This window comes from Acinetobacter sp. YH12129 (genome assembly GCF_013418685.1).
Taxonomy (GTDB): Bacteria; Pseudomonadota; Gammaproteobacteria; order Pseudomonadales; family Moraxellaceae; genus Acinetobacter; species Acinetobacter amyesii.
Window position 1 is genome coordinate 37,546 of the sequence record NZ_VPBP01000024.1, and the last position, 12,316, is coordinate 49,861.

15 protein-coding genes are annotated in these 12,316 nt (G+C 42.1%); 13 read left to right on the top strand and 2 right to left on the bottom strand.

Annotated features, from left to right (window positions below; translation table 11 throughout):
• Positions 1-13 precede the first annotated feature (13 nt).
• From rpmF to FTU65_RS12100, 8 genes are all read left to right on the top strand, one after another.
• Entirely contained in the window at positions 14-196 is a 183-nt protein-coding gene (gene rpmF, locus FTU65_RS12065) for a 50S ribosomal protein L32 (protein ID WP_004279227.1), read from the top strand.
• 205 nt (positions 197-401) lie between these two features.
• Complete coding sequence (gene fabD / locus FTU65_RS12070) at positions 402-1,382, top strand: ACP S-malonyltransferase (RefSeq protein ID WP_180066831.1); 981 nt, start codon at positions 402-404, stop codon at positions 1,380-1,382.
• Positions 1,379-2,113 carry a 3-oxoacyl-ACP reductase FabG gene (fabG, locus tag FTU65_RS12075; RefSeq protein ID WP_180066832.1) on the top strand — a complete coding sequence of 245 codons (735 nt, stop codon included), beginning with the start codon at positions 1,379-1,381 and terminating at the stop codon, positions 2,111-2,113. Before fabD ends, fabG begins: the two co-directional genes overlap by 4 nt.
• 85 nt (positions 2,114-2,198) lie before the next feature.
• Entirely contained in the window at positions 2,199-2,435 is a 237-nt protein-coding gene (acpP, locus tag FTU65_RS12080) for an acyl carrier protein (protein ID WP_078190054.1), read from the top strand.
• Positions 2,436-2,625: 190 nt separating this feature from the next.
• The gene (gene lysM, locus FTU65_RS12085) at positions 2,626-3,099 is read left to right on the top strand and encodes a peptidoglycan-binding protein LysM (protein WP_180008199.1); all 474 of its coding nucleotides are present in this window, start codon (positions 2,626-2,628) and stop codon (positions 3,097-3,099) included.
• A 108-nt stretch (positions 3,100-3,207) separates the two neighbouring features.
• On the top strand, positions 3,208-3,741 hold the full coding sequence (locus FTU65_RS12090; protein ID WP_180065384.1) for a hypothetical protein: 534 nt from the start codon (positions 3,208-3,210) through the stop codon (positions 3,739-3,741).
• Positions 3,742-3,938: 197 nt separating this feature from the next.
• On the top strand, positions 3,939-4,169 hold the full coding sequence (locus tag FTU65_RS12095; protein ID WP_180055297.1) for a hypothetical protein: 231 nt from the start codon (positions 3,939-3,941) through the stop codon (positions 4,167-4,169).
• Between the two features lie 51 nt (positions 4,170-4,220).
• A complete protein-coding gene (locus FTU65_RS12100) occupies positions 4,221-4,463 on the top strand; it encodes a hypothetical protein (protein ID WP_180055299.1) in 243 nt (80 codons plus the stop codon).
• 69 nt (positions 4,464-4,532) lie between these two features.
• Here the strand turns inward: FTU65_RS12100 and hemJ are convergent, their stop codons facing one another.
• Both hemJ and FTU65_RS12110 read right to left on the bottom strand, forming a co-directional pair.
• Positions 4,533-4,985, bottom strand: a complete 453-nt coding sequence (hemJ, locus tag FTU65_RS12105; RefSeq protein WP_180022661.1) for a protoporphyrinogen oxidase HemJ — start codon at positions 4,983-4,985, stop codon at positions 4,533-4,535.
• 68 nt (positions 4,986-5,053) lie between these two features.
• On the bottom strand, positions 5,054-6,283 hold the full coding sequence (locus tag FTU65_RS12110) for a beta-ketoacyl synthase N-terminal-like domain-containing protein (RefSeq protein ID WP_180055301.1): 1,230 nt from the start codon (positions 6,281-6,283) through the stop codon (positions 5,054-5,056).
• Between the two features lie 273 nt (positions 6,284-6,556).
• On the opposite strand from FTU65_RS12110, the gene FTU65_RS12115 reads away from it, so the two are divergent.
• The 5 genes from FTU65_RS12115 to FTU65_RS12135 all read left to right on the top strand — a co-directional run.
• A complete protein-coding gene (locus FTU65_RS12115) occupies positions 6,557-8,017 on the top strand; it encodes an EcsC family protein (RefSeq protein ID WP_180065386.1) in 1,461 nt (486 codons plus the stop codon).
• A 155-nt stretch (positions 8,018-8,172) separates the two neighbouring features.
• Positions 8,173-8,547, top strand: a complete 375-nt coding sequence (gene rpsL, locus FTU65_RS12120) for a 30S ribosomal protein S12 (RefSeq protein ID WP_000246374.1) — start codon at positions 8,173-8,175, stop codon at positions 8,545-8,547.
• A 178-nt stretch (positions 8,548-8,725) separates the two neighbouring features.
• The gene (rpsG, locus tag FTU65_RS12125) at positions 8,726-9,196 is read left to right on the top strand and encodes a 30S ribosomal protein S7 (RefSeq protein WP_005011815.1); all 471 of its coding nucleotides are present in this window, start codon (positions 8,726-8,728) and stop codon (positions 9,194-9,196) included.
• A gap of 131 nt (positions 9,197-9,327) precedes the next feature.
• Complete coding sequence (fusA, locus tag FTU65_RS12130; protein WP_180004228.1) at positions 9,328-11,463, top strand: elongation factor G; 2,136 nt, start codon at positions 9,328-9,330, stop codon at positions 11,461-11,463.
• 93 nt (positions 11,464-11,556) lie between these two features.
• The coding region (locus FTU65_RS12135; protein WP_180011959.1) for an elongation factor Tu at positions 11,557-12,316 on the top strand (760 nt) is incomplete at its 3' end.

Sequence of the window (12,316 nt, forward strand, 5' to 3'; positions counted from 1 at the left end):
GTAAGGAGCCATCATGGCCGTTCAGCAAAACCGTAAAAGTCGCTCTCGCCGTGACATGCGCCGTTCACATGACGCTTTAACCGAGAATGCATTAACTGTAGACCAAGCTACTGGCGAGACTCACCGTCGTCACCACGTATCTAAAGATGGTATCTACCGTGGTCGTCAATTATTCGCTAAAGCATCTGCTGAATAATTGGTGATGTATTAAGCGTCAAGCTTAGTAGAAAAAATGGGAGCGTTAAGCTCCCTTTTTTTGTACCGATTTTTTGTTGCATTTGGCAATTACCAAGACAAAAATTAAGTGTTAAATTTCCGTCCCTGAAACAAGCTTACATGGGATTGTGTTGAATAAATGTCCAAATAGCATAAATTCACCAGTCTTGATAAAGGATTTTTTTATGTCTGCTAAACAACTCGAGCAAGCAGCTCAAGCTACTAAAACTGCATTCGTGTTCCCGGGTCAAGGGTCACAGAAAGTCGGCATGCTCGCTGAACTTGCAGAACAGTTTAGTATTGTGCAAGCAACATTTGCAGAAGCATCAGAAGCGGCTGGCTTTGATCTTTGGCAAATTGCTCAAAGTGGTGAAGGGTTAAACCAAACAGAATTTACTCAACCTGTACTACTGACTGCCAGTATTGCTTTATGGCGTGTGTGGTTAGAGTTAGGTGGTGTTGCACCGAAATACCTTGCAGGTCACTCATTAGGTGAATACAGCGCCTTGGTTGCTGCAGGTGCGATGAGCCTAGGTGATGCCGTTAAACTGGTGAACCTACGTGGTCAGTTAATGCAAAGTGCTGTACCTGAAGGTCAAGGTGCAATGGCGGCAATTTTGGGTCTAGATGATGCCAAAGTCATTGAACTTTGTGCTCAAGCAGAAGGCCCAGGTTCAGTAGATGCTGCAAACTACAATGCACAAGGTCAAGTTGTCATTGCTGGCGATAAAGCCATGGTTGAAGCGGTTATGGCTGCTGCTAAAGAAAATGGCGGTAAGGCAATCGCACTTCCGGTTTCTGTGCCATCGCATTGTGCATTGATGAAACCTGCTGCTGAACAGTTTGCGACAGCATTGGAACAAACTGCCATTGAGCTGCCTACTATACCTGTAATACAAAATGTAGGCGCTGAAATCGCGACTGATGTAGCGCAATTACGTCAGGCGTTAACTGCACAGTTATACCAATCTGTACAGTGGACAAAGACCATGCAGTATTTGCAAGACCAAGGTATTCAGTACATTGCTGAATGTGGTCCGGGTAATGTCCTTGCGAATCTCGCAAAACGTTTGCCAAATATTGAAAAAGCATTCCCACTCGACACGAAAGGTCGTATGGAAGATGCACTGAATGCCATTTTAGTGGCAGAAGGGAAAATTGCATGACACAAGAACGCAAAGTTGCTTTAGTAACAGGTGCGAGCCGAGGGATTGGAGCAGCAATTGCTCAGCAATTGATTCAAGACGGTTATTTTGTTGTAGGTACTGCAACTTCAGAAGCGGGTGCGGAAAAATTATCTGCTGCTTTTGCTGAAAATGGTGCGGGTAAAGTTCTAGATGTACGTGATGCAACTGCAATTGATGCATTGGTATCAGACATTGAGCAAAACTTTGGTTCTGTATTGGTTTTGGTGAACAATGCGGGTATTACCAAAGATAATTTGTTACTTCGTATGTCAGAAGATGATTGGGATGACATTCTCAACATTCATTTGAAAGCCGTTTATCGACTTTCTAAACGTGTTTTAAAGGGCATGACCAAAGCACGTTTTGGCCGAATTATTAATATTAGTTCTGTGGTTGCACATTTTGCTAACCCAGGACAAGCAAACTATTCTGCTGCAAAAGCAGGGATTGAGGCCTTTGGTCGCAGCCTTGCAAAAGAGATGGGAAGCCGCCAAATCACTGTAAATGCAGTGGCTCCGGGCTTTATTGCAACAGAAATGACAGAACAGTTAAGCGAAGAAATTCGTAAAAAGATGAGTGATCAAGTGGCTTTAAGCCGTTTAGGTGAGCCGCAAGATATCGCAAATGCCGTAAGTTTTCTTGCTTCTGAAAAGGCAAGTTACATTACCGGAACTGTATTACATGTAAATGGTGGTTTATACATGAGCTAAGCGCTCAAGTATAAACTTTCAAAACGATTTAGATTCAATTAAACTAACGGCATTAAAAACGCCACAAGCAATGAGGAGAATTCCTGTGAGCGATATCGAACAACGCGTAAAACAAGCAGTAGCTGAACAACTTGGTCTTAAAGCAGACGAGATCAAAAACGAAGCTTCTTTCATGGATGACTTAGGTGCAGACTCTCTAGACCTAGTTGAATTAGTTATGTCTTTCGAAAACGATTTCGACATCACTATTCCTGATGAAGATTCAAATGAAATCACTACTGTACAATCTGCAATTGACTACGTTTCTAAGAAACTAGGTTAATTTTAGATTTCAGCGATGCTGATTTAAAAAGCCACCATTCGGTGGCTTTTTTATGCCGAATATTTTGTTTTTACATTAGCTTACGTTTCTGTCACCAACAACAACTCAAAAGCGGTTATTTTTTAGCTATAAAAATAGAGTTTGAACAATAGTTAAATTATTTAAAACAGTAAAAACAACGGAGAAAAACATGGGTCTTTTTGATTTTGTAAAAGGTATCGGTAAAAAAAATACAGCACCTGCAGAGCCTCAGGCAGCGCCAGCAACACCTTCTGAACCATCTGCACAAGAAATTGCCAATAAGTTATTGGGTCATATTAAAGCACTGGGCTTGCCTGTAACTGGTTTGTCTGTGAGTTATAACGGTACTTCAGATCTAGCGACAGTGAAAGGTCAGGTACAAAGCCAAGCGGATCGTGAAAAGATTATCTTGGCGGTAGGGAATATTGATCATGTGGCGCAAGTGGATGATCAGTTGACTGTAGCAACGCCAGAACCTGAAAGTAAATTTTATACAGTTAAATCAGGCGATAACCTGTCTAAAATCTCTAAAGAATTTTATGGTGATGCAAATCAATACAATAAAATTTTTGAAGCAAACCGTCCTTTGCTAAAAAATGCCGATGACATTTTCCCAGGTCAGGTGCTTCGTATTCCTGCATAAATATTTGTGTTTACAGTAAAAAAAGCCATCTTGTGATGGCTTTTTTTTGTATGCGTGAATGGTGGAGTTGAATATAATGCGGCTGAAATAATTCAAAATAAGAAATCAATGAAACAAAAAATCATCTTTATTATCTTACTGTTGCTTGCAGTTGTTGTGTGTCTTTGGCTGCGGTGGGATGAGCGTATTGATCCTCGGGTGCTCAAGTGGCAGCAGTCTGAAATTTCTTATCATTCAAATTATACACAAGAGCCGTATTTTAACTTGCTTGGGCTGAATGCTGGAGATCGGTTTTCGGCATTGAATGTTGGGCGCTATCGTTATCATCAAGATTGGGCATTTAGTTTGTTGGAGCAAGAGCAACAGAATGTATTGGGCCAGCCATTGAATGCGAAGCTAACGCGTGAAAAGTGGTCAGAAGAACAGACGAATTTAGTTGCTGAGTTTCAGCAATTGCTGGTCGATGATCCTAAAGCGGTTAGTGCATTTGTTGTTGAGCATCGTCTGGTGCTTGGTGCGTTGATACAGCAAGAAAAGGTGTCGTTGCAGCGCTTTAACACATGGTTGCAGCATGCAGACCAATACCTCAGTTTAAGTATGCCGAGCAATTCCGCATATCCAGACTTTAAGTATTTAAATTAGTTGGCGATCCTTTATCAGATCAATATTGCTTTAAATAAAGAGGATAAGCTGGATGCATATATGGCTGAATATCACAGATTGCAGCAGATGCTTGAGCGCCCGAACTCATTGGTTGAAAGGATGCTGATTCAAAACTGGCTGGCACGTTATGTCCAAATATACGTAATGAACAATTAAAGACTGGACAAGTAGTTTATTTGGAGCCTTTAAGTACTCGTCAGTTGAGTTTGCGCTCAGCAGCGCAATTGGAAGCCTATGGCGTATATGCGGTGTTGAAGCAGGTGCAGCAATCATTGGGCTGGAATACCTCCTTGATGTATTGGTTGTATTTGCCAAATCAAACTGTAAATCAATTGTTTAAGCAATATGAAGAGGCGGCACAGCTATCTGAGCTTTCTTATGATTCGTTTAGGATGCAGGGTGGTTAAAAACAGGGACAGTATTCATCTTGGCATATCAAAAATTATTTGGGCAATACTTTGTCCAATATAGAGGGGGTGCCTTGGGAGCGCTCTGTGCTTGCAGGGCGCATTTTGAATGATCGTATTATGATTTTTAATTTGTTGAATCAGGGTGCGACTGATTTAATGCAGTTGAGTCAAAATAGCCACGGTCGACGTTTCTTTAAGAAAGAGGGGATGTTGTGTGCTGAAGTGCCGTATCCGCGTGAGCAATTTAGAGCACACAATTGGAATATTTTAGATAGCTGTGTGCAGTTGTAGTTTTTGTATATAAACATTTTGGTATAGAAATAAAAAAGCCCCAATGAGTAGGGGCTTTTTTACAGTCGTTTAGAAGCTTGGCTTCACTACAACTAAAATGACAACCGCAAATAAAATCAAAGTTGGCATTTCATTAAAATAACGCCAGAACTTATGCGATTTATAATGTGCATTTTCGATAAGCTTTTTACGGTAATAACCACATACAAAATGATAAATCACCAACAGTCCAACCAATCCTACTTTTAGGTAGAACCAAAGCGCTTCATGGTAGTGTCGTGTTGCATCACCCCAATCGACGAGGAAGTGCGCCGTGATCAGTGTAGCAATCATTGCGGGCCACATAATGCCGCGATATAGCTTGCGTTCCATGATTTGAAAGCGCTGATGACTCGTAGCATCATCACTCATGGCATGGTAGACATAAAGGCGAGGGAGATAAAATAGCGCTGCGAACCAGCAAACAACTGCGATGATATGTAATGCTTTGACCCAGAGGAAAGCATCTGATGGAGCATCCATATATTGACCCTTAAAAGGGCGGTGGGTGTGTGCTTTGGCACCGAAGCGCCAAAGCAGCAAACTTTATATTAAGCTTCCCATTTTTTGAAAACGAGGCAAGCGTTTACACCGCCAAAACCAAAACTGTTACTCATCACAGTATTCAATTTTGCATCACGTTTTTCAAGTACGATATCAAAAGGTTTTGCACCTTCGTCAAGTTCAGTCACGTTGATGTTTGGTGCAATAAAGTCATTTTGCATCATCAGAATAGAGTAAATCGCTTCTTGTACACCTGCAGCACCCAGACTGTGACCGGTCATCGATTTGGTCGAGCTGAGCGGAGGAACTTGCCCTTCACCGAAGGCACGCTCCATCGCTTTAAGTTCAGTGACATCGCCTGCTGGAGTAGACGTACCGTGTGTATTTACATAGTCAATTTTGTCTACGCCGTGTTGTTTAGCTTCTTCTAAAGCCATAAGGATACAACGCGTCGCACCTTCGCCCGATGGTGCAACCATGTCAGCACCATCAGAGTTTGCTGCATAGCCGACAACTTCAGCCAAAATGTTTGCGCCACGTGCTTGAGCATGTTCAAGAGATTCTAGTACAACGAAGCCACCACCACCTGCGATGACGAAACCGTCACGGTCAGCAGAGTAAGGGCGTGAAGCAGTCTCTGGAGTGTCATTATATTTTGAACAAAGTGCGCCCATTGCATCAAATAAAAGACTTTGTGACCAATGGTCTTCTTCACCACCACCGGCAAGCATTAAGTCTTGTTTGCCCAATTGAATCAGGTTGTATGCATAACCAATGGCATCGGCAGATGTTGCACATGCGCTAGTAATCGTATGTGCAATACCTTGCATTTTAAATGCCACGCCCACGTTTGCAGTAATGGTGTTGGTCATGTTACGAGGTACAAAGAATGGACCAACTTTACGTGCACCTTTGGTGTCTAGAAGTTCTTTCATTTCAACAACAGATGCAGTTGAACCACCACCTGAACCACCCGCAATACCGTAGCGTGGATTACCGCCAATTTGTTCTGCTGTTAAGCCTGCATTTTCTACCGCAGCCAAAGCTGAGTTGTATGCATACATTGCGCATACGCCCATAAAGCGTTTTAAGCGACGGTCAATACCGTCAAAGTTTTGTTCTGCAGCTGCACTGACATGACTTTTGAAATTAAGTTCAGCATAACTTGGGTTGAAACGTGTTCCAGAAATCCCGTTTTGCAAAGAATGAGTGACATCTTCTAATGTATTACCAATGCATGAGTTGATGCCCATACCAGTGATTACAACACGTTTCATCTACAGATCCTTTATAGGTAGTGTGTGAGCAAGCTATTGAAAGTATACGAAGGAAACTTTCTAAATAGACGAACTCATATAATTTGATTGGAATAATGATAGCAGAAAGCTTTTTGAATTCTTATGGCAAATCCTATGCCTATTTTTGACTGAGCTAATTTGCAACGATGCAGCAAAAAACTTAACTTAAAGATACATATTCAAGTTGTGATAAAGTTTGACTACACCTAGTATTTATCAAGAATTTCAAGAATAGTCTGAATGGGGTAGGGAATGGCGAAAACGAATAATAAACCAACGGCTGGTCTGCTCTCAAACGCCTTTGGAGTGGCTAAAAAGCTCAGTTCTACTGGGGTGTCTATTATCAATCATGTTGCACCCGAATCTGTAACTAAGGTCATTCAACCACAAAAAAATGGTCAAACCTTGGAAGGTCAGTCACGTCAGACGAGCGTATTTGATGTGAAAAAATATGATAATCCGCAGCAAATCCTGCGTGAACACGTTCCAAATGTTTCTAGACAATTATTCGGTCGACATTTTAATACCGTAAATAATGTGGCTAATTTTGTTGCCCCTCAATTTAGCGACAAGGTTTCAGACTATCTTTTTGATCGACTGAATCATTTTAGTTCGGATATTTCATCTGTAGATGTGGTGCTTGATGAAGCTGGGGTGCGTGATTTAGAAGAGTTGACACAAGATGTCGATCGTTCGCGTCGCATTAGTCAGGCCTTGGGCGAGCAAAATAAATGGATTGCTTCAATTCAAGGGGTTTTAACAGGTGCGACAGGTGTCATCGGTTCAAGTATTGATATCCCTGCGTCATTGATTATGACCTTGCGAGTGATTTATCAAGTTGGACGTTCTTATGGTTTCGACTTAAGTAAAGAAAGTGACCAAGATATTGTTCAGTTTATTTTTAAACAGGTCGACCTGAGTTTAATTGCAGAAAAACAAACCTTGCTTATGGCGATTAAAGCCCTGAGTAGCACGCTGCAAAATAGTGATTTGCATCAGTTGCAGCAATTGGTGGGTTCGGACACAGATGCAGCAGCATTGAAAAAATATGTACTGGATGAAAATGGTCAGTTCAAGTGGGCATGGCTCAATCAAATGCCAAAAGTTTCATTGTTAAATCAGCTATCACGATTATCTCCTGTGGCGAGTGTTGGTGTAAGTGTGGTGTATAGTCGCCGTTTAGTGGATGAAGTGAATCAGAAGGCACAGCAAGTCTTTTCTAATGCGCGCCAATATATTTTGCAGCATCAGGATATTAGCTTGTCACCTTTACATGCCTATGAGCGTTCTCTTGAGTTGCTTGCTCAAGCAACACCTAAATTACTAGAAGGTATTAAGGCGAAAGATATTGATTTGGCTGAGCCTGTACTAGATGAGACCATAGATGTTACAGGTCATGAGAGTATCCGCGCAGTAAAAGTCACTAAAAAAGCACAAGTTAAAAACTCTGATGCAGCTGAAGTGGAAGTAGAGCAGGAACAAAAAGTCTCAGAAGGTTTGGAGGCACTTGCGGAGAAAGTTGTTGAGCCTCATGCACCCGGGGCTGCGCAAAAACCTGCTTTAGCTGAAAAAGATGAGTTTGATGTGTTGGAATCTGTACAGCAGGAGGATGTCCCAGTGGAAAAAGCTGCACCCAAAACTAAGCCGCGTAAAGCCAAAACAGCAGCCGTAGATAAAGTTACAAAAAAATCAGCAGATTCTTCTGAAAAATAAACTATTTATTTGTGGGTGAAAAATTGCGCAAATCATGATGAATAAATGTTTTCGATGATCGTATATTGTTGACCAATTTTAAGTCTTCGCTTACAATTGTATGCCCTCAAAAAGTAGTATTTTTTGGGGCTTTTTATTAACGGGAGAATTGCCAAATGGCAACAACAAATCAGTTGATCCGTAAGGGTCGTACAACTTTAGTTGAAAAATCTAAAGTTCCTGCGTTGAAGGCTTGTCCACAACGTCGTGGTGTTTGTACACGTGTTTACACAACTACACCTAAAAAACCTAACTCAGCAATGCGTAAAGTTTGCCGTGTTCGCTTAACTTCAGGTTTTGAAGTTTCTAGCTACATCGGTGGTGAAGGCCATAACCTACAAGAGCACAGTGTTGTTCTTATCCGTGGTGGTCGTGTTAAAGATTTACCAGGTGTACGTTACCATACCGTTCGTGGTTCTTTAGACTGTGCTGGTGTTAAAGATCGTAACCAGTCTCGTTCTAAATACGGTGCTAAACGTCCTAAGAAATAATCTGAAAAGATTAACTTCTTAGTTCGTTAGAACTGCAATCCTTTATCGTCTCGCTTGTCTGATTTCTGCATTTTTTGTGAAAATTCCAAGCGACGTATAGTAAGGCCAGCGAAAGCACATGACACTTTGTGCACCTGCTGGAGTAACCTGAAGTGTCATATTTATTAGGTGTATTAAAATGCCAAGACGTCGCGTAGTTGCTGCCCGTGAAATCCTTCCGGATCCTAAGTTCAGCAGCCAAACAATCGCTAAATTCATGAACCACGTAATGCAAGATGGTAAAAAATCTATTGCTGAAAGTATCGTTTACGGTGCTTTAGACCGCGTTCAAGAAAAATCTAAAGTAGACCCAGTTGAATTTTTCGAGACTACTCTTGAAAAAGTTCGTCCTATGGTCGAAGTAAAAGCACGCCGTGTTGGTGGTGCTACATACCAAGTGCCTATGGAAGTACGCCCATCCCGTCGTACTGCCTTGGCTATGCGTTGGTTAGTAGATGCTGCTGCTAAGCGTTCTGAAAAAACTATGGCTTTACGTCTTGCTGGTGAGTTGCTTGATGCAGCTGAAGGTAAAGGCGCAGCGATCAAAAAACGTGAAGATGTGCATCGTATGGCTGAAGCCAACAAAGCCTTCTCTCATTACCGTTTCTAAGCGGATAAAACAGCCCCTATTCAGGAGGGTGACAAATCAGTTGTCACTGTTTTGTCATCGAATCGCTTTAAGTTGCTATGCAGCTTAAAGCGTCCTGTTTTAAACAACAAAATTTAGGAATGCTAGAAATCATGGCTCGTCAAACCCCAATTTCTCGTTATCGTAACATTGGTATCTCTGCGCACATTGATGCTGGTAAAACTACCACTTCAGAACGTATTTTGTTCTACACAGGTGAGAGTCACAAACTTGGTGAAACTCACGAAGGTTCTGCAACTACAGACTGGATGGAACAAGAGCAAGAACGTGGTATTACTATTACCTCAGCGGCAGTAACATGCTTCTGGAAAGGGATGGGTAACCAATTCGAACAGCACCGTATTAACGTAATTGATACCCCAGGACACGTAGACTTCACTATTGAAGTTGAACGTTCTATGCGTGTTCTTGACGGTGCATGCATGGTTTACTGTGCTGTAGGTGGTGTACAACCTCAGTCTGAAACTGTATGGCGTCAAGCAAATAAATATAAAGTTCCACGTATTGCATTCGTGAACAAAATGGACCGTACTGGTGCGAACTTCTTCCGTGCTGTTGAACAAGTTAAAACACGTCTTGGTGGTAATCCAGTGCCAATCGTTGTTCCAATCGGTGCAGAAGAAAACTTCCAGGGTGTTGTTGACCTAATCGAAATGAAAGCGATTATCTGGGACGAAGCGTCTCAAGGTATGAAGTTTGAATATGGCGAAATCCCTGCTGAATTAGTTGAACTAGCTAACGAATGGCGTACTAACATGGTTGAAGCTGCTGCGGAAGCATCAGAAGAACTCATGGACAAGTACCTTGAAGAAGGTGAGTTAACTAAAGAAGAAATCGTTTCAGGTTTACGTGCACGTACATTGTTGAATGAAATTCAACCAATGCTTTGTGGTTCAGCGTTCAAAAACAAAGGTGTTCAACGTATGTTGGATGCTGTAATTGAATTCTTACCTGCGCCGACTGATGTCGAGGCGATTAAAGGTATCCTTGACGACAAAGACGAAACTGAAGGTTCTCGTGAAGCGTCTGACGATGCTCCGTTCTCTGCGCTTGCGTTCAAAATCATGAACGACAAATTTGTAGGTAACTTAACATTCGTACGTGTTTACTCTGGTGTGCTTAAAGCAGGTAGCCCTTGCTATAACCCAGTTAAAATGAAGCGCGAACGTGTTGGCCGTATCGTACAGATGCACGCAAATGACCGTCACGATATTGAAGAAATTCGTGCGGGTGATATCGCAGCATGTGTAGGTCTTAAAGATACTACGACTGGTGATACATTATGTGATGAAAACAATGTAATTACACTAGAGCGTATGGAATTCCCAGAGCCAGTAATTGCGCTTGCGGTTGAGCCTAAAACTAAAGCTGACCAAGAAAAAATGTCTGTTGCTTTAGGTCGTTTGGCGAAAGAAGACCCTTCATTCCGCGTACGTACTGACGAAGAATCTGGTCAAACAATTATTGCTGGTATGGGTGAGCTTCACCTTGACATTATTGTTGACCGTATGAAGCGTGAATTCAACGTTGAAGCGAACATTGGTAAACCAATGGTAGCTTACCGTGAAACGATCAAAAAATCAGTTGAACAAGAAGGTAAGTTCGTACGTCAAACTGGTGGTAAAGGTAAGTTTGGTCACGTATACGTACGTTTAGAACCACTTGCTGAAGATGCTGGCAAAGATTACGAGTTTGCTGAAGAAGTTGTAGGTGGTGTAGTACCTAAAGAATTCTTCGGTGCGGTTGACAAAGGTATCCAAGAACGTATGAAGAATGGTGTCCTAGCTGGTTATCCAGTTGTTGGCATCAAAGCGACATTGTTCGATGGTTCTTACCATGACGTCGACTCTGACGAATTATCGTTCAAAATGGCGGGTTCTTACGCATTCCGTGACGGTTTCATGAAAGCAGATCCTATCTTGCTTGAACCAATCATGAAAGTTGAAGTAGAAACTCCAGAAGACTACATGGGCGATATCATGGGTGACTTAAACCGTCGTCGTGGTCTTGTTCAAGGTATGGACGATTTACCTGGTGGTACTAAAGCTATCCGTGCAGAAGTTCCACTTTCTGAGATGTTTGGTTACGCAACTCATATGCGTTCTATGTCTCAAGGTCGTGCGACTTATTCTATGGAATTCGCTAAATACGCTGAAACACCACGTAACGTGGCTGAAGGCATCATCGCTAAGTTCCAATCTGGCGGTAAAAAAGGTGACGACGAGTAATCTTTCGATTACTATAAGCCCAAACTAATTCATAGTTAAAAACCAAATGCTCATGCAGTATCCCTGCATGAGTAGTTTAAAAAGGAAGATCTCATGGCTAAGGCTAAGTTCGAACGTAATAAGCCACACGTTAACGTGGGTACAATTGGTCACGTCGACCACGGTAAAACTACTTTAACAGCTGCAATTGCAACTGTATGTGCAAAAAAATTCGGTGGTGAAGCGAAAGATTACGCTGCAATCGACTCTGCACCAGAAGAAAAAGCACGTGGTATTACAATTAATACTTCACACGTAGAATACGATTCTCCGATCCGTCACTACGCTCACGTAGACTGCCCAGGTCACGCCGATTATGTTAAAAACATGATTACTGGTGCTGCACAAATGGATGGTGCGATCCTTGTATGTGCTGCGACTGATGGTCCAATGCCACAAACTCGTGAACACATCCTTCTTTCTCGTCAGGTAGGTGTACCTTACATCGTTGTATTCCTAAACAAATGCGACCTTGTGGATGACGAAGAACTTCTTGAATTAGTAGAAATGGAAGTTCGTGAACTTCTTTCTACTTATGACTTCCCAGGCGACGACACTCCAGTAATCCGTGGTTCTGCTCTTGCAGCGCTTAATGGTGAAGCTGGTCAATACGGCGAAGATGCTGTGGTTGCTCTTGTTGAAGCTCTTGACTCTTACATCCCAGAACCAGAACGTGCTATCGACCAAGCATTCCTTATGCCAATCGAAGACGTATTCTCAATTTCAGGTCGTGGTACAGTAGTAACTGGCCGTGTTGAAACTGGTATCGTGAAAGTAGGCGAAGAAGTTGAAATCGTTGGTATTAAAGATACAG